At 67.6% G+C, this 22,204-nt stretch carries 20 protein-coding genes; 10 read left to right on the forward strand and 10 right to left on the reverse strand.

What is annotated here, in order from left to right; translation table 11 throughout:
* Positions 1-50 precede the first annotated feature (50 nt).
* Positions 51-962 (reverse strand): phosphotransferase family protein, encoded by a 912-nt coding sequence (locus G9272_RS42865; protein ID WP_171401583.1) that lies wholly within the window; start codon positions 960-962, stop codon positions 51-53.
* A gap of 425 nt (positions 963-1,387) precedes the next feature.
* Between G9272_RS42865 and G9272_RS42870 the strand changes: the two genes are divergently transcribed.
* Complete coding sequence (locus tag G9272_RS42870) at positions 1,388-1,936, forward strand: DUF1062 domain-containing protein (RefSeq protein ID WP_171401584.1); 549 nt, start codon at positions 1,388-1,390, stop codon at positions 1,934-1,936.
* A gap of 160 nt (positions 1,937-2,096) precedes the next feature.
* On the opposite strand, the gene G9272_RS42875 is transcribed toward G9272_RS42870, so the two are convergent.
* Together G9272_RS42875 and G9272_RS42880 are read right to left on the reverse strand one after the other, a co-directional pair.
* The gene (locus tag G9272_RS42875) at positions 2,097-2,693 is read right to left on the reverse strand and encodes an HD domain-containing protein (RefSeq protein WP_171401585.1); all 597 of its coding nucleotides are present in this window, start codon (positions 2,691-2,693) and stop codon (positions 2,097-2,099) included.
* A gap of 464 nt (positions 2,694-3,157) precedes the next feature.
* Positions 3,158-3,847 (reverse strand): hypothetical protein, encoded by a 690-nt coding sequence (locus tag G9272_RS42880; protein ID WP_171401586.1) that lies wholly within the window; start codon positions 3,845-3,847, stop codon positions 3,158-3,160.
* Between the two features lie 478 nt (positions 3,848-4,325).
* Between G9272_RS42880 and G9272_RS42885 the strand changes: the two genes are divergently transcribed.
* Complete coding sequence (locus G9272_RS42885; RefSeq protein ID WP_171401587.1) at positions 4,326-4,862, forward strand: hypothetical protein; 537 nt, start codon at positions 4,326-4,328, stop codon at positions 4,860-4,862.
* A 28-nt stretch (positions 4,863-4,890) separates the two neighbouring features.
* Here the strand turns inward: G9272_RS42885 and G9272_RS42890 are convergent, their stop codons facing one another.
* Positions 4,891-9,300, reverse strand: coding sequence for a hypothetical protein (locus G9272_RS42890; RefSeq protein WP_171401588.1), 4,410 nt, complete (start codon positions 9,298-9,300; stop codon positions 4,891-4,893).
* Positions 9,297-10,430 (reverse strand): AAA family ATPase, encoded by a 1,134-nt coding sequence (locus tag G9272_RS42895; protein ID WP_171401589.1) that lies wholly within the window; start codon positions 10,428-10,430, stop codon positions 9,297-9,299. Before G9272_RS42895 ends, G9272_RS42890 begins: the two co-directional genes overlap by 4 nt.
* Before the next feature lie 259 nt (positions 10,431-10,689).
* Here G9272_RS42895 and G9272_RS42900 point away from each other — a divergent pair, with 259 nt between their 5' ends.
* Positions 10,690-11,025 (forward strand): hypothetical protein, encoded by a 336-nt coding sequence (locus tag G9272_RS42900; protein ID WP_171401590.1) that lies wholly within the window; start codon positions 10,690-10,692, stop codon positions 11,023-11,025.
* A gap of 170 nt (positions 11,026-11,195) precedes the next feature.
* On the opposite strand, the gene G9272_RS45695 is transcribed toward G9272_RS42900, so the two are convergent.
* From G9272_RS45695 to G9272_RS44855, 3 genes are all read right to left on the reverse strand, one after another.
* A complete protein-coding gene (locus G9272_RS45695; protein WP_253268114.1) occupies positions 11,196-11,681 on the reverse strand; it encodes a hypothetical protein in 486 nt (161 codons plus the stop codon).
* 273 nt (positions 11,682-11,954) lie between these two features.
* A complete protein-coding gene (locus tag G9272_RS42910) occupies positions 11,955-13,142 on the reverse strand; it encodes a hypothetical protein (RefSeq protein ID WP_171401592.1) in 1,188 nt (395 codons plus the stop codon).
* 920 nt (positions 13,143-14,062) lie between these two features.
* Positions 14,063-14,788 (reverse strand): hypothetical protein, encoded by a 726-nt coding sequence (locus tag G9272_RS44855; protein ID WP_216377864.1) that lies wholly within the window; start codon positions 14,786-14,788, stop codon positions 14,063-14,065.
* Positions 14,789-14,795: 7 nt separating this feature from the next.
* Between G9272_RS44855 and G9272_RS42920 the strand changes: the two genes are divergently transcribed.
* From G9272_RS42920 to G9272_RS42930, 3 genes are all read left to right on the forward strand, one after another.
* The gene (locus tag G9272_RS42920; protein WP_171401593.1) at positions 14,796-14,954 is read left to right on the forward strand and encodes a hypothetical protein; all 159 of its coding nucleotides are present in this window, start codon (positions 14,796-14,798) and stop codon (positions 14,952-14,954) included.
* A 300-nt stretch (positions 14,955-15,254) separates the two neighbouring features.
* Positions 15,255-16,775: a catalase gene (locus G9272_RS42925; protein WP_171401594.1), complete on the forward strand. Its 1,521-nt coding sequence runs from the start codon at positions 15,255-15,257 to the stop codon at positions 16,773-16,775.
* Positions 16,776-17,015: 240 nt separating this feature from the next.
* A complete protein-coding gene (locus G9272_RS42930; RefSeq protein ID WP_171401595.1) occupies positions 17,016-17,348 on the forward strand; it encodes a putative quinol monooxygenase in 333 nt (110 codons plus the stop codon).
* Between the two features lie 187 nt (positions 17,349-17,535).
* Here G9272_RS42930 and G9272_RS42935 read toward each other — a convergent pair whose 3' ends face one another.
* Positions 17,536-18,456, reverse strand: coding sequence for a helix-turn-helix transcriptional regulator (locus G9272_RS42935; protein ID WP_171401596.1), 921 nt, complete (start codon positions 18,454-18,456; stop codon positions 17,536-17,538).
* Positions 18,457-18,694: 238 nt separating this feature from the next.
* Between G9272_RS42935 and G9272_RS42940 the strand changes: the two genes are divergently transcribed.
* Positions 18,695-19,201 carry an SRPBCC family protein gene (locus G9272_RS42940; RefSeq protein WP_171401597.1) on the forward strand — a complete coding sequence of 169 codons (507 nt, stop codon included), beginning with the start codon at positions 18,695-18,697 and terminating at the stop codon, positions 19,199-19,201.
* Between the two features lie 92 nt (positions 19,202-19,293).
* The gene (locus G9272_RS42945) at positions 19,294-20,262 is read left to right on the forward strand and encodes an SMP-30/gluconolactonase/LRE family protein (protein ID WP_171401598.1); all 969 of its coding nucleotides are present in this window, start codon (positions 19,294-19,296) and stop codon (positions 20,260-20,262) included.
* 90 nt (positions 20,263-20,352) lie between these two features.
* On the opposite strand, the gene G9272_RS42950 is transcribed toward G9272_RS42945, so the two are convergent.
* A complete protein-coding gene (locus tag G9272_RS42950; RefSeq protein WP_171401599.1) occupies positions 20,353-20,604 on the reverse strand; it encodes an acyl carrier protein in 252 nt (83 codons plus the stop codon).
* Positions 20,605-20,732: 128 nt separating this feature from the next.
* Here G9272_RS42950 and G9272_RS42955 point away from each other — a divergent pair, with 128 nt between their 5' ends.
* Together G9272_RS42955 and G9272_RS42960 are read left to right on the forward strand one after the other, a co-directional pair.
* The gene (locus G9272_RS42955; RefSeq protein ID WP_171401600.1) at positions 20,733-21,026 is read left to right on the forward strand and encodes an acyl carrier protein; all 294 of its coding nucleotides are present in this window, start codon (positions 20,733-20,735) and stop codon (positions 21,024-21,026) included.
* 147 nt (positions 21,027-21,173) lie between these two features.
* Complete coding sequence (locus G9272_RS42960) at positions 21,174-22,178, forward strand: bis-aminopropyl spermidine synthase family protein (protein ID WP_171401601.1); 1,005 nt, start codon at positions 21,174-21,176, stop codon at positions 22,176-22,178.
* The last annotated feature ends 26 nt before the right edge of the window (positions 22,179-22,204 follow it).

Raw genomic sequence — 22,204 nt, forward strand, 5'->3', positions numbered from 1 at the left:
GAAGCCGGCCCGGCGCTCGCCGCCGTGCCCGCGCCCCGGACCGCCTTGGCTCAGCCCAGCGTGTCCATCAGGGCGGTGACGTAGGCATCCAGCCTCTCCTCCACGGCCCGCGTCGTCAGCTCCGCCCTCCCCGCCTCCTGCCACGGCCGCGCCACCCACTGCACGCCCGCCGCGAACGCCAACCCGTCCAGCAGCCGCCAGTACAACCGCTCGCTCGCAGCCGCGGCCAGCACCCCGCCGGCCTCCTCATACGCCTCGGCGAAGCGCAGACCCCACGCCGGGCCGTGCAGCAGTGCGAGATTGGTGGAGCAGTGCGCCACATCAAGGTCCGCCGGGCCCCAGGAGGTCTGTACCCAGTCGACGACCCCGGTGATCCGGGGCCTCGCCAGGCTTGAGGGCGGCACGTCGAACAGCACATTGCCCGGGTGGAAGTCCCGGTGAAGGAACCGCCCCTCGTAGCGCGGCGCAGGCTTGCCGATCACGTCGGTCGCCGCGGCCCAAGCCGCCGCATCGGCGCCGTCTGGAGGGACGACGGCGTCGGCGGTCGTCCACGCCTCGTACACCTGGGGCCGCTCGGCGGGTCGCAACGCGTGGATCGCCACGAGTTGACGGGCCAGCAGGGGGACGCGCGCCTCCAACCCCTCGTCATCGAGGACCGTCCGGCCCGCGAGATGTGTCATCAGGAGCGACGGATACTCACAATGCGCGGCGGTCGGATCAACCGCGACCGGCTCGGGAGTCGGCACATCGGTCCCCGCGAGCAGGGTGAGGACGCCGGCCTCGCGCTTCAGCAGGTCCTCGGCGTGCTCCACGAAGAGCGGGTCGACGAAAGTCCGCAGCACCAGATCGCGGGTGTCTCCGTCCCGCGTACCGACGGTCAGCCGCCGCATTTCGGCGGTGATGCCGCCGTGAAGCGCCTCGGTTTTGACGATCCGTTCGCCGGCGTCCAGCTGCCGGCCCACCCAAGCCAGGGTCAACGGTCGGACAGCCCCGGCCCCACTGTGGTTGATCACCGTGCCACCCCATCATCCGGACGGCGACCCGCGCAAAGGCTTTCGTTCCGCGCCGCCTGCCTGGACGGCGGGCATCCTCGCACCGCCCCGATCATCTCGGCGGCGACAAGACGGACCGCTCCCGCCGCAATGGCCGCGATCCGGCTCTGGCTTCGTTCATGGTCTGCGGGACAGAACGTGGCGGTGAGGCGCTCGAAAACCGGTGGAGCAGCGCCGCTGTGCGCCATTACCGTGCTGCCGAGCCAAGTCGCCCAGGCAAGGACGTGCCGTTGTACACCGTGTGAGACCTCCCGAGTGCTGATTCGTCGCGCGTCGCGCATGTTGCGCCGCGCTGCTTTTTGCTGCGGACTTCTCACTGAAACCGGTGTACTTCTGTGCTCGAAAACTGGGTGGTCGCGCCCACCTGCCTGCCGCTCGTTCTCCGCCGTTGCCACGCCTGCGCGTCCGAGCGCTTCCGGGCGAGCGGCAAATTTCGCGTCAACGCAAACCACAAGCTCATCGACGTCTGGCTCCTCGTGCTCTGTACGGCTTGCGGGGAAACCGCAAAGCTCACGGTCCTGGAGCGGGTGAATGTGCGCTCCGTACGACCTGAGCTGCTGGATCGGCTGCATGACAACGACCCTGGCCTGACAGCTGAGCTGCTCCAGGATCCGGTCGTGCGGCGCCGTAATCGCATCGCCCTCGACTGGGACAACGCCTGGCGCCTCGACATCGGCGGATCGAATCACCTGGACCGTGAGGTGATCGACGTCTCGGTCCGCTTCGCGGCACGGATCCCTGTCCGGCCGGTGCGACTGATCGCTGAAGGTTGCGGTCTTTCGCGAGCCGAGGTCGAGAGACTGATCACGGAGGGGAATCTCGTTTCGGCAGTCCGGCTGAGCGGCAAGCTCTCCGGCGACTTCACCTTCACGCTCAAGCGCTGAGCCCTCTTCGGGACCTGGGGCCTGTCCGGCAGGATCCGCCGGACGGGTCCCAGGCCTGCCGTTCACGAGCGTCCAGGCATGTGGTGGGAGACGCCTCCGGCCGGCCGTACATCACCAGGGCACACAGTCCCGGTACTTCGCCGCCTCCACGGTGCCGGCCTCAAACCTGCGCGTGGCCGTAGCGCCCCCTGACCGAGGTCAGGTCGGGTTCGCCGAACCGGGCACGCAGCAGGCCGAACGCGTGGACCTTGTCCGCGCCGAACTTCTCGACGCGCGTGGCATAGGAGTCGGCGGTGAGGAACGTGGGGGGAGTCGTCTTGCTGTGGAACTTGTCCGCGTACATGACCAGTTGCTCTTCGACGGTCTCGGGCAGATAGTCGGCCTCGGGTATGGCGAGCCCCTGACTGCGGACGTCGTGCCGGGTGAGACCGACTCCCGTGTGGCAGGAGCAGAAGCGGCGCAGGCGCTCCGGGAATCCCTCCTCGTGGAGGATCTCGTAACCGAGGACGCCATGGCGGATGTAGTTGCGGTGGTCGAGCCGGCCGGCCTGGTCGTACAGCGGGTAGACGCCGATGTCGTGGAGCAGGGCGCCGACACGGACGAGGTCGGCGTCGACGGGGAGGTCTGTCCGTGCCACCAGCTGTTCGGCGATGCTGGAGACGATTTCGCAGTGGGTGAAGACGAGGTCCAGGGCCTCATCCGATGGCGCGTACCGCTCGTGCAGCGCGCGTACCTCATTGACCGTCGGAAGGAACACCTCGGCAGCGTACCCCCCACCAGCCGGGCAGCCCCGAGGCGTGCTGCTCGACGTACCCCAGACACCGCCCGGTCCGCTCCGAGGCCGGCGTCGGCACACCGGCCGCCACGGCCGCCGAACAGGAAGGCGGCCACGGCGGCTCACAGCCTCGCGCGGTCCGTCGGCGACGCGGAGACCGGACCGGGGGAGCAGGGGTGGAAAGCGGATGCGTTCATGCCCCCATCGGATCAGCGCGACCGACGCCGACCCTTCCAACTCCTTCGTGATCCGCACCTTGTTGGCGCCCGCGATTGCCCAACCCCTGCACCAGGACCTACGCCGTGATCCTCGGTCGCACACGGGTCGCCCACCTGTGAGCGAAGGAACTGCCGACGGTGACGCACCGCGTCAAGGTCGCCGGCATCCACGATGTCCTGGTCGGCCTCGCCACGTCACACGCTCAAGTCGGACCTGGCGGAGCCCTGCTAGGGGGTGAAGACCTCGTCGAGGCGGTCGATGGCCCCGCTGCTGCCGAGGTGGTAGGTGAAGACCAGCCCTGAGTTCGGGTGTGCCTCGAGCCAGTCGAGGAACTCCTGGACTCCGATGGGCTGGTTCTCGGTGCTCTCCACGATGGGGTTGGTCACCGTGACGTATGCGGCCTGATCCATCGGGATGTAGGTCTCTTTGCCGACTGTCTCGAACGGTGCGCCGTCCGAGTCGGGCAAGCCGCATCCCCAGTTGCCGTGCTTGACGATCAAGCTCAGGGATCCCCCTTCCGGCGTGTAGCGGTAGACCGCGACCTCGTCGGGGGAGATGGGCATCTTGTGGTCACAGTCGTCACCATCGCCATCGGCGCCCACCGAGCCCGTCGCCGCGGGAGCCGGGGGCTTGGAGGCAACCGGAACGACACTGGGGGACTTGACGCCGCTGCCCGCGTCCGTGGATGCCTCCGCGCCGGGCTTCTTGCCCGTCGTGTCGGCGTCCGCCCCTGCCTCCGTCGTGTCGCTGCTGCCGCTCGCCGTCGTCGCGCTCGGTTTCGCGCCACTGCCGACGCCCGCCGTGCCGCTGTCACCGGAGCAGCCGGTGAGGCCCAGCGCACCTGCGGCGCATACGCCCAGCACGACCGCTCGGACGGCGCCCGGTCTACGACGGCTCATCCTCGGCGTCAGGTTCATGGTTCGTCCCCCACCTTGCTCGTTCGAGATCTTCGTGAGCCTCGCCGGCTCGGAAAGAAGGGACGAGTTTCAGCCGTCGGCAGTTGCGTCCTGGCCGGATCTTGTCATGCCGACTAGTACTGCATACACCGGACGAACTCGCTGCCTTTGGGGTCACGCCTTTCGATACCCACCAGGGCTTGGTCGAGTTCATGTGGGTATGGGTATGTTGCGATGACAGGTGGGGGCAGGCGCCGGTCCAGGCGGGGCGGCCCGTTCCCCGAAGGAGTACGGGCCGCCCTGACGATGCTGGGGGCTCGGCGGGGAATGGGCGCGACTGCCGTTCGTCAGCCGCAACTGTCGGTTGCTCTGACCGGCCAGTCCCGTTCGGGGCGCTGTCGCGTCGATGCGGTGGCTCCCTGGCATTGGCTGTTGAGGCCAGGGAGCCATCGGGCAGAGATCAAGGGATGCTGGTGCCGTGCAGGAAGGGGGCTGGTCGATGCCGTCCAGCCAGACGCCGTCGATCACCGACTGGCTGAGTGCCATCGGTCAGGTGGTAGGTGCGGTGGGCACGTTGGCCGCGGTCATGGTGGCTCTCCTGGTTTCCTTCAAGGACAACAGGAGGCTGGTGTCCGAGCTCCGAGATCGCGAAGCGGCGACGGCCCGTTTGGTTTCCGCCACAGTCCGGCGTGACCTCGGGCTGACATTCCTCGAGATCCGTAACGACGGCAGGGAAGCAGTCCATGACATGGAAGTGGAATTGACGGGTGCGCAATCTGCGGAGCTTCGAGTGCGGGGCCAGAAGGTCGAGGAACGCAACGGACGCTTCGTGGCGGCCGGGCCGGGAACGGGAACCGAGAGTGTCCGCGTCCTGCGACCCGGTGAGGTGCGACGGCTCGTGGTGGAGACTATGGCCACGGCTGCGACCGCTCACGTAGCAGTCCCGGCCGTTGTGATCCTCCGATTCACGGACTCGGCCGGATTGCGGTGGCTTCGGCAGGGCCACGAACCACCGACGCGCCAACTCGGCGGATAGGACGCTGATCCGGGTGGATCGTAAGCGGTCATGGCCACCGCCACTGGTTGAACACCTGGCGGATGCTCCGCGCGAGCATCAGCCGCTCGGAGTCGTCGAGGAAACCATTGACCACGGCCATCTCGCCGGCGAGGGCGCGCAGGAACCGCACAGGCGGCAGCCGCGAGAGCTCCGAGAAGCGCCGGTGTACAGCGGACAGCAGTGCCACCGCGCTCTCACCGCCCGCGCCGACACAGTCATGCAGATGCATGCCGGAGCGGCCGAACATGAGCATCGCCTGGAACTGTGCTTCTGGTGAGGACAGTTGCATCACCAGACAGGACAGCCGTTCGCGGTGTCCCGTCTCCTGTCCGATCCTCACGGCGAGGGACATCAGTTTCAGCCTGTCATCGTCGCCGGCACGTCTGGCCTGTTCCAGGATGATGTCGAACGCGCGGTTCACGCCTAGATGCCCGACCATCAGAAGGGCTGCCGCTCCCTTCGCCGTGGGCGTTTCGAACGAGGCGATGACCGCCTCGGCCCTCGCTGTGACGTCGATACCCATGCCGCCCAGGTTGCCTTGCCCCTGCCAGAGCACCCAGAGCCGTGCGAAGCGGGATTCCAGCGCGTCAATTTCCGCGCGGACGAGCCTGGCGTTGCCCTTGGCGAACATGGGGAGGAGAGCGACGAGGCCTGAGGCGCGCTCGGCTTCGGGGAAATCACGCAGGATGTGCAAGGCGTCAGTGATGTCGCCCTGGGACAGGTGCGGTGCCAGAGCTGCCAGGAAGCGCACCCGTGGGGTCACGAAGTGGTAGGACTTGCGGAATCGTTCGCGCTGGAATCGGTTGCCGAGCTCTTGCGCTGCTACGGACCTGCCAATGTCCGCGTACTTGGGATGAGGACGCAGGATGCGGCCCCAGTCGTGGTAGATCTCCTCCAGCGCCTCGGCCTCGACCTCCTCCGCCGACGTGGCGTCGAAGGCGGGCAACTCCGTGACCAGGGGGAGGAACAGCCCCCGGTCGCTTGTGGGTAGGTGCTCGACGACCTTGGCGAGTTCGGCCAGGTCGTCGTCGCCGAGAAGGTGTGCATGGCGGACAAGTTCCTGGATCGACTCGGTCAGTACGGTCCCGTGCAGCTCCTCCGGCAGAACTTCCGAGAGGCGTGAGAGCGCCCGTACCCGGCTGGTGACCGGTGATTCCAGCAGGAGGGCCTTGAGGAATTCGTCACGCTGTCGGTGCGCGATGGGACTGAGGATCCACATCGCTGCTCGTGCCCTCAGCTCGGCTTCGGTTGGGTCGTGCTCGTCCTCGCCTTGCCGCGGCAGGCGGTCCATACCGGTCAGGCGGATGTATTCGGACTGTTCGTCCGCTTCTAACAGTCGGCCGTGAGCCTCGTCGAGGAAGAGCTCCTCGAAGTCCGGGAATCGCGACGCGACGAACCGTGTCAGCGCCGCTTGCTCTGCCGCGGCGTGACGCTCGGTATGGGGTAGGAGATCGATCAGCAGGTCGATGCGCGCCGGGTCGGAAGCGACGTAGCTGTAGGCGTCTACCAGTGCCATGCCGGTCAAGAGCGCCGCGTCCACATGGTCGTCCTCCGCGAGGTGTTTCAGAATCGCTGCCCCCAGCCATGCGCAAGGTCCGGTGGCCGAGAAGCCCATGGCCATCTCTGCGGCGACTGCACGGCGCTCGCCGTTCAAGCGGTCCACGATCGCGGCGATGATCTCCGCGGTCTGTACTTGACGGTGCATCTGAAACATCGCCGTGGTGTCCATGCAAAGAGCTTGCTCGATGACGCTCGGCGGTGGTGAGTCCTCCAGCAGCAAGTACGTCTGATAGCGCTCGACCGTGTGATCGAACAGCAAGCTGGCCAGTGGGGGATCAGCGGTCTCTGCCAGGGTGCGGAACACAGGTTCGCGAGCTATGTACGGCAGGGTCCTCGCGTAGTCGAATGCCCGGCGCGCGTCGGACGGAGCCATCGCCGGGACGAGAGCGTTCACCACGGCCGCGCGGAGGAACTCGGTCGTCCAGTCATGCCCCCACGCCTGGCTGGAGCCGGTGGTGAATCGCTCCGGGAGCTCCATGGCGGAATCGAGGGCCGCCCCGGCCATGGATGCGTCGAGAAGCCCGGCACAGGCGACCAGGGCAGTCCCGCGCCAGCTGTAGGTGCCGCTTGCGTTCATGCCCGGCAGCTTCAGGATCTCCTCGAGCACCGCAGCGGGAACGATCGTGTCGCGGTCTGCGTGATGAGACAGTCCGCGCAGGGCGTCAGCTCGGTTGTTGACGCTCAGACGCCGTACCGTGGCCAGCACTTCGGGACGCGCGACCGTCGCCGCGGCGCTGGAGGGCTCCCCGTCATTGGTATGCAGCAGCGTGTCGACGTAGGCCCAGCCGTCCTCGATGCCGTCCGCTGCCTCGAGAGCCATGCCTTCGATGAGCTTCCGCACGTCGGCGCCGTCGGACGAGCAGCCGGCGGCGATCTCGCGCAGCGCCCAGACCTGCTCCCGCGCGTCGGCCGGCCGCCAGTTCAGTGCGAGGACGCGTTCGACGACCTCCCGGGGCAGACGCGGGGCCATCAGGTCCAGGCCGCGGTTGCGCACAGGCGTGCTCGGCACTGCCAGGAGTGCGTCCGTGACACGCACCGCGCTCGTCTTATCGAGGTGCTCGGCGATCGCTTCGAGCACGGTCAGCATGGGTACGTCCTGGACCCTGACGTCGTACGATTCGAACAGAGGGCTGGCATGATCGCGTTCCGGCTCCGTCGGCAGACCCAGCACGAAGTCGAGGACGGGTGTCAGATCCGCGGCTACGATCAGTTCGGCGTCCACATCGGCCCACGCTCCCGCAGCGCCCCGCGCGAGATGGGCTGATTCGAGTGCATGACGCAACAGCCCGCCCATCGCGCGTCTTGCCAACTCGGGTGGCACCTGCGCGTCCGCTGCGGCGTTGGCGAGGTTGAGTAACTGGAGAGTCAGGTACTCGTCGTCGAACGCTTCAGGCATAAGGCCGTCGATCATCTCCGGAGGCGCTCCGCTGGCGGCCACCACCATCACGGCCACGATCGGGGCGGTGCCGCGCTTCACCACGTCCATCAGGAGCGATTCGGCCTCGGGCCCGGGCGCCGCCTCCCGCTCGGTCTCCGGCTCCGGCGCATCGACCCGGCGTGGCGACACCTCGGGGACATGGGGTTCTTCAACCACGGTGTCTGCGTGCGCTGAAGGGCTGTCGGACCTGTTCAACACCGCGAGGGCACGCTGCACCCACCCATGCCGCGCCGCGCCGAGGGTGGGCCAACCAATGGGGTCTTCGTCCTGCGGGATATGGACCTCCCGCCGGTTGCCCATCTTGGACTGGAGCTGCTGCTGCCACCAGAGGCGGTCTTGGTCGCGGGGCCAAAACGGAGACGTGTAGCGGGCCGCCTGCCGGTGTACGGAAGGCTGCCAGTGAACGCCCGCCTCGTGCAGGCCCGCGGCACAGGCTGCGGAGAACTTCGCCCACTCTTCGGCCGACGCGGCACACCCCATGCAATCGGCGAAAGCGGACGGCAGGCGCCCTGGGTCGGGGTAGGCAGACAGGAACGAGGCGACTGCGACCAAGGATGACAGGACTTGAGGCCTGGCCACGTAGTCACCGTAGGTGCTCTCTGTGAGATCGGCAGCCATGACGTCATTGAGGGAGGACGCGGACCGGAGCGGGTCCTGGTACTCCACCATGGCGTTGCGGCTGATGCGGATCGCCTCTTCGAGAAGCGTGTCGACGGTCTTCCTCACTAGGGCCGGTCGCCGTGTCTCCGGAACCGCAACCATCGTCGTGACCACGTCGGTCGCATCGAGGACGCCGCCCCCGCCGCGAGCGCGTCGCTGCCACAGAGCGCTCGGGCCATGCGGTGCCATGGGGCACAGGGCGAGCCGGTCCGCCACGGCCCTCTGGTCGGGCGCATTCAGGAATGGGACACCTCGGAGCAACTCGGCCGCCGGGACGTCGTCGGGTCTGACGAAGGCCAGGGAGGCGAGCGTCCTTTGCACCGCGGTGCGGCCGGAGGCGTCCAGGCCAGTGCTCAGCATGGAGACACAGGCCGACGCCTGGCGGCCGCGGTCGGCGTAGCGTTCGATCGTCGAAGTGACGCGCTTGTCCTGCCAGGCGCCCGTGCGGAGGGCGCCCAGAAGGACACCCTCCGGGATATCGGTTGCCGCCGCGAGCGCTGAGCGCACCAGGCACAGTCGTGACAGCCGCAACACCGTCTCACCTGCCCGTGCCTTTCCCGCCTTGATGTCCTGGGCCAGGCTGTCGAAGGCGAGGGAAAGGTCCGAGGCGTAGCCCGACCACCCCAGTTCCCTGTCACCGAGGTGCTTCATCAGCCACCAGTCGGACTCGAACAGCCAGTGGATGCGGTCGGACTGCCCCGTGGCGTGCAGGAGGGGGACCATCCTCGTCAGGCCGAAGTCGTCCAGAACGCCGGTCATGGGCCGTTGTCCCCGATCATGTGCTCCCACAGCAGGTCGGCGATCGTTGCGCGGACGTTGGTGAGGTCGACGGCAGCATTGGCGACTATGTCGTGACGGTGCAGGAAGTCACGGAAACTGGCGTGGTAAAGGCTGTACTTGGCCGGTGAGGTTGAGCCGTCCGCGTGCAGGAACTGCCGCCAGTCGATGAGGCGGCGCTGTACAAAGGTGGGGTCCGCCTGCGTCGTCACACGGGTGACGACGCGCGAGATGATCCAGGCGGGCAGGGGAGTCTCCGCTTCGCACAGCACGTACAGGATCCAGGCGTTCACCGTCGGCGCTTCGGCGGCTGCCATACCCATTGACTCCCAGTGGGCGGCGTAATAGTTCTCCAGGCCCTGAGGCAACTCGCTGAGGAAGCGGTCCAGGTCAAGGTTGGGTGACCGCACAAGGTCGATGAGCGTGTAGTAGAGGTACATGAAGTTGCCCTCGCTCATCTCGCCGAGCCGGTCGACGACCGCGTCCCTGCTCAGGTGGGAGTCGTCCACCAGACGTGCCAGGGCCTCGTCGGACAGCTTGTTCTCGAGGTGACGGCGTACGTCCTCCATGGTCTGGTCGTGGAAGTCCCTCAGGTCGATCCTCTGGAACGGGCCGTCGGCACGGAGCGGAGTCGTGTTCCTGCGCGTCGTCAGCACGAAGTAGACCCCCTTGTCCAGGACTCCCGGCAGGTAGAGCGGATTCGCGGCGAGGGGGGCCGCCTCCGCCTCGTCCAGGGCGTCCACCGCGATCACCAGAGGGAGTTCGTCCGGAAGTCCGGCCCTGATCTCTCTGAGCATGTGGGACACCGATTCGCCGCTGTCGGTGCTCCCTGCCGGATGTGCGCCGTATCGAGCTGTGAGCTGCTGGGAAAGGCCCCTGATGAAGTGTCCGGCAGTGTTCAGCCCTTGGGCCCGCAGGTTGAAGTGTCCAATGCAGTGGGTCCGCCGGATGTACTCGGCGAGGATGGCGGTCTTGCCCGCGCCGGGATCGCCTTCGAGGATCAGGAATCCACGGTCGTGGTGCTCGATAAACTTCTCCATGGCGGTGAAGATGTAGTCGCGGCCGACAAAGTCAGCCGTCTTGGTCTCGATGATGTCCTCAGCAGCGATCATTCCGCCCCCCTCGTACGCCGAGTGAACGCCCAATCCCTAGCTTGGGCGGCAGCAACGCAGCCGCGCAAGAGGTGGGCGAGCGGACCCGGACCGCGTCAACTGTTCGATATAGAGCGGGAGTTCGACCGATCGCTGCTACCCGGGTCCCAATGGGGCCGGAAGCGCCCCGGTACACCCGAGCCCCCCTGACAGGGCGTGATCCTCTGAGACTCCTCAAGTTCCTTGGCAGACACGGAAGCTGACGGCCAGGATGATTCACATGACGGGAATCGCGGAGCTGAACAAGAAGCACAACTTCGTGCTGACGATCCGGGACGCGGACGTGGTCGCCGCGGCACTGCGCCAGGCGCTCGCCGAGGCGGCGCCCGAGGAGCGTCCGGGGCTGGAACGCGCCGCGGCGCTCGTGGAGTCCAGCGCCGCCGCCGATGAGGCACGGCTGCGCGCCCGCTGGGTCCGCTCGCGTCTCGTCGCCGTCGGCTTCCAGGGGGACATCACCTCGGTCGCGGCGCTGAAGGCCCTGCGCCGGGCAGAGCCGCAGCTGAGCCTGCTGGCCGCGGTGCAGCTCCAGCGGGAGGCCGCGGCTCACCCGGAGTGAACCGGCCTACCGCCCCGGCGAGCGGCGTAGCAAACTGGACGGATCCGTCCCTCGTGGACCCCGCATCCTGGACGGCGCTGCACCGGTGTCCGGCCCAGGGGGAGGCATGGCGGACGGACAACTCGAACGTCAAGGCCACCATGGATTCAATGGCCGGCCGGAGCTCGGAGTCAACTATCCATATCGCGGGAGCCCTTGACGGCTTTGGCCTCCCGCCCCGCACGCTCCGCAGCGCCTGTCGTGTCGACCTGGTAGGCACCATGGAACCCCAACTCGTTGGCACGGCCTTCGGCGTGGACCCGCAAGCCACTCTGATCGATCTCGCCGACCACGCCGCCCGTTGAGCGTCGGCGGACGCCAACATGGTCAAGGGCATTGCCACACACGCGGAAGCCGTCCGCCCCGAACTCGCCGAGGTGGTGGAGCGCGTCGAGAACTACGTCACGACGGCCCCTCCCGACCCGGGCCTCAACATGAAGGTGTCCCTCCTGGAGCATCGCGCCCGACTCGTGGGAGCCATGACGCACGCTGCCGCGTAGCGGCAGGCTGAGAGGGCTCTGCTCCCAGTTGGGCCCCACGAGGGGACCGGTCTCGTCGAGATACCCGCGCAGCCCGGCCTGCGGGTACTCGATGATGTCGTCGGGCAGCTCATCCACGTGAACCAGGTCGGTGCGAGGAACTTGTCCGGTTCGCTCAGATGGGGTGTAGGTGCTAGGGCAGCGGCCCATACGCGCTCGCGCAGCAAGCGCAGGCCGTTGAGGCCGACGATCACTACGTCACTTGAGCATGGGGTGGAAGATATCGAAGTAGACGGTCGATCGCGAGGATCCGCATACGCTGGCCGAACGGCCGGCGATCAAGGATTCCGCGTAGCGCAAGCTGTTCATGCTGAGCGGCAATGAGTGGGTGTTGAACCTCAAAACTGAGGGTCATGAGATTGGGACCAGGGAACCGAGCCCTGCGAGCTGGCGGCCCTCTTCAGGAAGGACAACAAAGACCCCGGAGCCAGGTGGATTCTCAACGGATGCTCTATGCATACGACTTGCCCACTCGAGGGTGGGCCACTGGGTATCGCTGTCCCAGCGAACCCCTGCCAGGTTGAATTCAGCAAGGTTCACAGTGGTGAGGTCGGCACCAAGGAAGTCGTTTGCGGCGTCAGTCAGGTTGCCATGAGCTTTGGTGAAGTCACCTTCAAGGTCGCGGGCGCGGTCAAGGTCAAGGTCAAGGGCAAGTGCGCGGTCGAGTGCGCGGTCGAGCGCGCGGGCGATGCCGAACTCGGAACCAGCGTCGACGGTGCGATCGCAGGCGCGGGCTGGGCCGTGGGTAGGGGCAAGGGCGCGGTCGAGAACGCGGGCGCGCGCGAGGGCATGGACGCGGTTGTGGAAGCGGTCGCGGTCGCGGGTGAGGGCCAGGAAGAGGGCGGGGTCGCGAGCGCGGTCGAGTTCGCGAACGAGGGTGTGGACGCGAGCGAGGGCAAGGTCGCGATCTGAGTCAGAGCCAAGGTCGCGGACGAGGGTGCGGGCGAGGTCGCGGACGAGGGTGCGGATCTGGCTGAGGTCGATAGCTCGGCCGGCATCACGGTCGAGGGCGCGATTCTGGTCGAGGGCGCGGACACGGTTCAGGGCGCGGACGCGGACACGATCAAGGTCGACGTCCAAGGCAGGGTCCCGGTCGCTGAGGAGAGTGAGGGCGCGTTCGAGGTCAAGGATGCGGTCGAGCGCGATGTCGTGGGCGTGGTCACGGGCGGCCTCAAGATCCCTGGCGAGGGCGCGAGCGAGCGCGAGGGCGAGAGTAAGGTCCACGGTTGCAGCAACAGTGTCCAGGAAGCCGGCGATTCTCAGAAGGTCTCCGCGATGCCGGAGCCTTTCCTGTGGATAGATGGACTTCCAGTGAGCCGACACGTCGGCCAGAGTCGGCCCCGCGCCGCTCTGGGGCGGCTCGGCTTGGGGGGTCTCAGGAAGTCGAAGAATCTCTGGCACGAGTGCAGGAGGAGACGTAGCGGGATGTTTCGGCTCCAGCAGCGGTCCGGAGGCTTTCAGCGGAGGTTGGAAGCCGGGAGAGCGGCGTGAAAAGACGGCCAGGACGCGGCCGACGAAGGACTCAGCAAGAATCGTCATGCCGTACCTCCTCCGCGCGTTGGATCCTGGCGCGCAGCAACCCCCGTGTCTGGCAGTGGAACTTCCGCTGGGGGACTGCCCGTCTGGATCCCTGGTAGAGCACCGTTCGACTGCCCCGGTCCGGGCTGCTGTCCATTCTGTGGAAGGGCCTGCGCCTGCTGTTGAGCCTCCTCTACCACACCGCCGAGGGCAGCCCGGCCTGCGCTCTTAACCATCAACGGCACCAGTGTGGTGACCTGCTGGACAGCGGACAGCGCACCCAACCCGAGAAGAAACGCTACTAGTGGATTCGTGCTCTGCGGATAGCTGGCTGCCACGGCGCCGGTCAGCGCTCCGCTGACGAGTAGCCGCAACACCCCGGCCACGCAGTACGCCTTCCAGCCGGGCGCGGGCAAGTGCTCCTCACCTGGCCGAACATCGGCTCTGTGCTGGGGTGGATCGACCGTGTCCGACTGGACGTTCCACGGCATCTGGCGATGCCACTTGATCGACTTGATTACGTCGACAGCCTCAATGGAGGCGCCTCCGGCAGCTCCCACCATCGCCGCCATGAACCAATCCATGGTCCGAGGCTAGAGGGAGCCCTAGTGCTGGGAGGCGGTTCTGGGTAAACGACTTGCAGCCTCCCGGAGCCAAAGGGCTTGCGGGCGACCGAGCCGGAAGCACTGAGCAGGTCGTTGACGAGGCACTTGGTCGCCTTCTCCAGGGAACAGTCCAATGCCCGATTGACCTGTTGGATCCGGGTGATCGCGGTGTGTAACCCCTGCTGGCTTCCGGCTGCATGCTGTATCCGGAGCCAGTCCCGATCCAGCAGTCTCTGTGTCCTCGGCCTCGAGGCCGGTCGCGACGTGTGGCGGACCGCGCTGAGGTACTGGTCGTTCGACAGGGGCCAGGGGCCAGGGGAGGGCCATGTTCCTGCATCACGTCCCTGCACGGCCGCCGAGGAAGGCACGCCGGGCTGTCGATACAGCGCGCCACCGCTTGAGAACGCCTGACGGCAGGCACACAGTGGGATGCATGAGCCGCCACCGAAATCCACCACGCAGGGCGCCGTGGATCATGGGTGGGGCAGCCGTCCTCGTGGCGGGTGGCCTGGGAATCTGGGGGCTGACGGCATCGGACGGCGGTACTCCTCGACCGGCGCCGTCGGCATCGAGTGACCTGTCCTTGCCCACGCTCGACCCACTGCCCTCCCTGACGGCTGAGCCGGAAACCTCCAGTACGGCGCGTCCCGCCCCCACGGATACCAGGACCGCCCCGTCCACGGCGACGGCCGGGCAGCCCACGCGCCCCAGCGCCCAGGGGAGCGCCCAGGGGACAGCCGACCGCACCCCTTCCCCCTCGCGGTCCTCAGCCGTGCCGAAGACGTCATCGACGTCGGTACGGCCCGAGACGCCTGCACGGTCACCACAGCCATCGCACACTGCGTTGACAGCCCCGCGACCGACGCCCACGCCCACGCCCACGCCGACGCCCACGTCAATGCCGACGATGACGCCGACGCCGACCCTGTCCGCACCCTCTTCGACCCCCGTACCCGCACAGTCACCGACGGTCGAAAGCAGCCCCACGATCGGAAGCAGCCCCACGATCGGAAGCAGCCCGACGGCCGGCAGCAGCCCGGGGACAACGACGATCTGGTACACGTCTTCCGTGGCTCAGGCCGCTGCCCAGCGCATGGCCGCCTCAGGGACGGTGGGTGACCCGGCGTGCTCCATGTCGGCCCTGGGCGCCCCCGACCCGACGCTCGTGCCGCAGGTCGGCCGAATCGGGATCGGCACATATGACCACTACTGGTGCCTGATCTGGTAGCGATCGCGCCGGACCGCCGACAGCACCGGCCCGGGCAGGTGAGGTCGGCCGGATTCGATCGGGCCGGGAACAGCCTCCCGGCCGCTCTCCTCGCGGCGGGGACGTTTACCGCGGCCGCTGCGGGTCACGCGGCTCACGGAAAGCGAAAGGCGCCACCAGGATCCGCTGAGGACGACTCGAGCGTGTCCGTGCGGCCCGAGCCGGGGCAGAGCGTGCCCCGCTCACTGCGCAGGGCGGATGTCCGCGCAGTGAGCGCCGGACCAGCCCGCTCGTCGCAGCCGCGAGACGAAAGGCAGACGTATGACGGAGATCCGACCCGCCACCACGACCGACTCAGGCGCCCCGGCGGAGAGTGACGAACACTCGCTGACCGTGGGGCCCGGGGGGCCGATCCTGTTGCAGGACGCCTATCTGATCGAGCAGATGGCGCAGTTCAACCGGGAGCGGATCCCCGAGCGCCAGCCACACGCCAAGGGAAGCGGGGCCTTCGGCCACTTCGAGGTGACGCACGACGTCAGTGCGTACACCAAGGCAGCCGTGTTCCAGCCGGGTACCCGTACCGACCTGGTCACTCGCTTCTCGACCGTGGCCGGCGAGCGCGGCAGCCCGGACACCTGGCGCGACCCGCGCGGCTTCGCGGTGAAGTTCTACACCAGCGAAGGCAACTACGACATGGTCGGCAACAACACGCCGGTGTTCTTCGTGAAGGACCCGATGAAGTTCCAGCACTTCATCCGCTCACAGAAGCGCCGCGCGGACAACAACCTGCGCGACCACGACATGCAGTGGGACTTCTGGACCCTCTCTCCCGAATCCGCCCACCAGGTCACCTGGCTGATGGGAGACCGCGGCATTCCGCGGACCTGGCGCCACATGAACGGCTACACCTCCCACACCTACATGTGGATCAACGCCGAGGGTGAGCGGTTCTGGGTGAAGTACCACTTCAAGACCGATCAGGGTGTCGAGTGCTTCACCCAGCACGAGGCGGACCAGATGGCCGCGGTCGACACGGACTACCACACGCGTGATCTTTTCGAACACATCCGGGACGGTGAATTCCCCAGCTGGACCCTCCACGTGCAGGTGATGCCGTACGGGGACGCGGCGGGCTATCGATTCAACCCCTTCGATCTCACCAAGGTGTGGCCGCACGGCGACTATCCGCTCATCCCGGTCGGCCGCATGACGCTCGACCGCAATCCGACCGACAACCACGCCGAGATCGAGCAGGCGGCCTTCCAGCCCAACAACCTGGTCCCCGGCATCGGACCGAGCCCGGACCGTATGCTCCTGGCCCGGCTGTTCTCGTACGCGGACGCGCACCGCTATCGCATCGGCGCCAACTATCAGCAGCTTCCCGTGAACGCACCGGTCGTGGACGTCCATACGTACTCCAAGGACGGGGCGATGGCCTACCGCAAGACGACCGATCCGGTCTACGCGCCGAACTCCAAGGGCGGTCCCGCGGCCGACACCGCCCACTACGGCAGCCCGCCCAGCTGGGAGGCCGACGGCGAGATCACCCGTACCGCCTACGTCTCCCACCCGGAGGACGACGACTGGGGACAGCCCGGCACCATGGTGCGCGAGGTCTTGGACGACGCCGCCCGCGACCGTCTGGTCGACAACGTCGTCGGACATCTCCTCAACGGTGTCACCGAGCCTGTCCTCGAGCGTGCCTTCGCGTACTGGTCGAACATCGACGAGTCCATCGGCAAGCGCATCGCGGACGGTGTACGAGCGAAGTCCGACGAGAAGGATCCCAAGGCCGCCGAACAGGGCAATCCCGCACGACGGGCCATGCAGCACAAGGCATGAGGCTCACTCGGCGCCCATAGGTCGTGCAACGGGTTGTGCGAGCGGCACGACGGTCTCGTGCCGGGAGGGGCGACGCGTCCGCCGAGGCGAAGGCCGCCACCGGTGAGCGTCATGCGCACCGGCTCGTCGTCGAGGGCCGGGTGCGCGGACGTGCCATTGTCAGTCCTGACCAGGCCGCCGACCGTCCGGCGAGGGGTGTCGCCACCCTCGACGGCCGTCCACCACACACCAGGAATGCTCATGATCTTCATCACCGCCCGGTTCCGTGTCCTTCCCCAGCACGCGGACGACTGGCCCGACATCACCCGAGCGTTCACCCTGGCCACGCGCGACGAGCCCGGGTGTCTGTGGTTCGACTGGTCGCGCAGCGTCGACGACCCTGCCGAGTACGTGCTGACCGAGGCGTTCCGCGACGATGAGGCGGGTGCGGCCCACGTCTCCTCCGAGCACTTCGGCGCGGCCTGCGCCGAGCTGCCGTCGTACCTCGCCGAGACCCCCAGGATCGTGAACGTGACCGTCCCGCAGGACGACTGGTCCCTGCTCGGGGAAATGGCGGTACAGGACAACCGCTGACGCGCGGCCTGGGAGGCGTGGCGCGCCTCGTCGTCGAGCGCTACCGAGACCAAGGGCTGCACTGCCTGCGCGGGGTGCTGATCGCCGACGTGGGCCGGTACAGCCCGGCCGCACACCCCGGCTCGGCAACTCGCGCAGAAAGCGGTCCAGTTGCACACGGTGAGCCTCTCCTTGCTTCAGGAGGGGCTCATTTGCTCATGCCGGATCGCCGAACGAGTTCTGTGTGCTTCGGCCTCAGGTCGCGGGTGTCGGAGGTGTCGGAAATGACCTGAGCGAGTAGCCGCAGTGCGCTCTGAGACGCAGAGTCACGTGCAGCCGTGGCGAGCACCAGGTGGAATTCGCCGTTCTGTGGTGGTCGCAGGCTCTGCTGAGTGACGGTGAGGACGCCGACCGAGGGATGGTGCATCTCGAACACGACCGAGTCGCAGGGACGCACACGGTGATCGGCCCACATCGAGGCGAATTCGGCGCTGTTCATGGCCAGTTCGCCGACGAGGGAGGTGAGTCGGGCATCGTCCGGGTGGCGCCCCGCGACCATTCGCAGGTTCTGGATGACCGACCTGGCCTTTTCGGGCCAGTCGGCATAGAGGGCGCGGATATGGGGGTCGAGAAAGACCAGCCGGGCCAGGTTGGGGCGGCCGTCCGGATACTGCGGCCCGGAGAAGTCGACGTGGGAGGCGAAGAGGGCGTGGCCCATCCGGTTCCACGCCAGCACATCGCCGCGCCGTCCGCTGACCAGGGCGGGCACGTCACCGAGCGACTCCAGCAGTTCGAGCGTGGAGGCGTCGGCGTGTTCCTCGGGCGGCCGACGGACGACCGGCGGCCGTCTCACACTGCCGGCCAGGTCATGAAGGTGGTGGCGTTCGGCCTCGTCCAACCGCAGGGCCTGGGCGAGGGCGTCCAGGACCTCGGGTGAGGCTCCCACGGACTGTCCCTGTTCGAGACGCGTGTAGTAGGAGGGGCTGACTCCGGCCAGCATCGCCAGCTCTTCGCGTCTGAGCCCCGGCACCCGGCGCCGGTCTCCGTAGTCCGGCAGCCCGACATCCTCCGGGCGCAGGCGGGCTCGCCGGGTCTGGAGGAAATCCCCGAGTTCTCTCTGACCGTGCATGACATCCAGTATGCGATCGCAGGCCACACGGAGCCCGACCCTGCGAGGGATAGGCACGAGCGGGTCTGGTGGCCCTGTCTGACCTGGGGTGACAGTGATCCGGCAACGGTTCACCGGAGGCGGCACGGACCAGTCCTGCGCCGCACCCACGTCCTTCGAGGATCCCTTCGTGCCCCAGATGTCCGACCCCGCCGACCTGTCTGCGGCATCACCAGAGCCGCAAGAAGCCGGAGTTGTCATGAGTATCCCCATGAACAGGTCGGACCCGCTGTCCGCGCTGGAGGCCGCGGACTACGCCTTCACCCGCAGCGCCTGGATCGCCACCACACCCGCGGTCGCCTTCGGACTGATCAGTGACGTGTCGATGATCGGAACCTGGAGTCCCAGCGCCAGTGACGTCGCCTACGAGGAGGGCGGCGGCCCCTGGCCCGGATCCTGGTTCAGGGGGCGCAACCGCAGCGGAGACCGGGAGTGGGCCAGCCGCTCACAGGTCGTCGAGAGCGTCCCCGGCAGTGTCTTCGCGTTCGTCGTCGACGACCTCGTCCGATGGCGCTGGTCGTTGCGTGCGGAGGGAGCCGGGACCGTGGTCGAGCAGTCGTGGCAGCTGCTGCGGCTGGAGCCGGTCCTGGGGAACACCCGCGAGGACCTCGAGACGCTGCGTGACCACATGGCCGCCAGTGCCGAGCAGACCCTGGTCTCCCTCTCACGCTGGGTCAGCGAGCAGCGTGCCGCTCCACGCGACTGACACGGAAGGGACGTCCCGTTCCCGACCGTCTCTCTCCGCTCTCATCGGGCGACTCTTCTCCGTCCACCCTCACTTCACGCACTGAAGGAATCATGCAGAAAATCATCAAGCAAGCTGTCGTCGCCGCCGGCGTTTCCCTCGTGGCTCTCACCTCGGTGACTCCCGCCGACGCGGTCTCGGCGCCCCTGTCCGAGTCTCGGATCGTCAGCCACTTCGACGCCGCGCAGGGGCAACTGCCGGAGAATGTCGTCATCGGGCGCCACGGCTCGGTGTACGTGACCTTCGCCGCGGCCCGGCAGGTGGCGCGCGTCGACCGGAACGGTACGACACAGATCCTCGCGACTCTTCCCGCGCCGGCCGACGGCGGTGCTGGCACGCCCGTGCTCGGCTTCGCGCTGACCACCGGCCTCGCGCGCACCGACGACGGCTCGCTCTACGTCCTCTACGCCACCGGCACATCGGAGCTGACCGGTCTGTGGCGTCTGAAGCCGGGACAGGACAAGGCGGAGCGGATCGCAGCCCTCCCTGCCGACGGACTGCCCAACGGGCTCGCCTACGACAGCAGGACGCACGCCTTCTACATCACGGACTCCGTCCTCGGCACCGTGTGGTCCGTGCCGCTGAAGGGAGGAAAGGCCACACCGTGGTCGACCGCGCCCGAGCTGGCCGTGGGGGGCTTCCTCGGGGCCAACGGCATCCGCGTGCACCGGGGTGCGCTGTGGGTGACCAATCTCGATCAGGGCACCGTCCTCAGCTTCCCGCTGCGCAACGGCCACCGCGGGGGCACTCCCAGCATCAGGGCGACCGGCTTGGAAGGCATCGACGACTTCGCCTTCACCGGCCGGGGCAACGAGCTCATCGCCACTCTCAATGGACCCAACAAGGTCGTGCGGGTCACGTCCGGCGGCGCGAGCAGTACGGTTCTGAACGCGTACGACGGTCTACAGAACCCCAGCTCCGTCGCGGTCGACGGGCAGAACGTCTACGTGACCAACTCCGCTTACCGCACCGCCACCGACCCCAATCTGCTGCGCGCCAAGCTGGACCGCCTCGGCCGCTAGTTCGATCGACGGCCGCCTACGGGGTGCAGCCGCCAGAACTGAGCCGTCACGAGACCTCGGGCCCTCCAGGGCCGGAGGGCCCGAGGTCTCTCAGGCACGGGGAAGCTTCGACAGGCTGCCCCACAGCGTCGACGGCGTCGCGAAGGTTTCCATGACCAGCATCTCGTCCGGCAGTTCCACCGAGAACCTGTCCTCCAACTCCGCCACCAGGCCGAGCAACGTCAGCGAATCCAGGCCCAGTTCCGTCAGGCTCGCGTGCTCGTCGACGGGTGTCTCCTCGTCGAGGAAGGGCAGTGACCGCCGGAGCACGGATTCGAAGTCGCTGTAGGAAAGGTCGTTCACGGGCTGCTCCTCGATGCTGTGGGCCTGTGGGCGACGGCTGCGCCCCCGTACGGGTCAGGGTAGTCCGTACACGATCAAGAAGGGAGCCATTGCTGAAACAATTTGTTCATGTTTGGCCAACGATATCCGTGAGCAAGTATGCCGATGTGACGAGCCATCAGAGGGATGAATTATTCTGTGATGTATCCACACTTCTGAAGTCGGTCGACGACACATTCGACCCGGACCGAATCGCACCCGATGCGCATTTGCTTTCCCTCACCCTGGGATCACTTCAGCTGCTCGAGTTCTTGAACCGTCTGGAGGAGCGGTTCCGGATATCCATTCCCGACGAGGATCTCGTCATCGACCGTTTCTCGACCCTGGAGAAAATCGTCGCCTACGTCGCCTCGCGTCAGGCGGAAGCCGGGGACGGGCGGTGAGTGCGGAGCAACACGCCGAGTGGTCCCGTGCTCTGCGGGCTGAGGGGCCGGACGACGCACGCGACCCGCGGGCCACCGTGCGCGCGGTGGCCCAGTTCGTCCAGCGCGCGGGGCGGCGGACGGCTCGACGACATCGTCCGTGGCCCGATGACGGTCAACTCCGGGCTGTGGCTGCTCTCCCGCATGTGCCGGGACGGGACGGTGCGCGTGGAACCCGGCGGTACGGTCCGGCCCACGGCCGTCGTCCCGGCCGCCCGCGACGACGGCGCGCCGGGGCTGGTCGACCTCACGCTCGCCGACGGGCTCGTCGACTGGGAGGTCCTGGCCGACGTCCTGGCGCGGCGCACCTACACACCGGACCCGGAACTGCACCAGAGCTTCGACACCTTCGCCTCGCTGCGGCGACGGCTCGCGGTCATGGACTACTACGACGACCTCGACGGCCGGACGATGCTCCAGCTCGGCGACGACGAGATGTTCGGCGTGGCCGTCGGCCTGGCGGACGGTGTGCGGCACGTGCATGTCGCGGACACCGACGAACGCGTGCTCAAGGCCATCGGGGACGAAGCGGCCCGTCTTGCTCTGGGCCTCACCACGCACGCCGTCGACGTACGCCGGGACAGGCCGAATCTGTCCGACGTGGACACGTTCTTCGTGAGCGGGCTCAAGGACCCCGGCGGTCTCTTCCTGTTCGTCGCGACCGCCGTGTCGACCGTGTCGGGAGCGGGCGCGGTCGGTTACGTCAGTTTTGATCTCGACGTTTACAGGGCCGGCACCGGTGCCGGCTCGGGTGGGGAGCCGGCGCAGCGAGAGGTGCTGCGGATGTTCGACCGACTCGACTGCACCGTCACCGCTCTCCTGCCCGGCGACGACGGGCTGCTGGAGGACTCCGTCCTGGCGGATCTGGCCGAGGCCACCCGGGACGCGGCGCGGTACGCCGCCTCACCGACGGAGCTCGGGGCACGGCTGCGGAGACTGCTCGCCCAGCGGCCCGCCGGTGCCGACCTGTCGCTCTACCAACCCGGATTCCCGCACGCGCAACTCAGGCCCATCTCGCTCGCCCGGATCGTGACCGGCCCGGAGAGCAGGCGGCTGGCGAGCCGTTACCTCGGGTTCCTCCAGAGCGCGGTGCCGGCCGAGGGCGGCGGCTGAGAGCGGGAGTCAACGTCGACGCCGTA

Origin of the sequence: Streptomyces asoensis (assembly GCF_013085465.1) — a bacterium.
GTDB lineage: Bacteria > Actinomycetota > Actinomycetes > Streptomycetales > Streptomycetaceae > Streptomyces > Streptomyces cacaoi_A.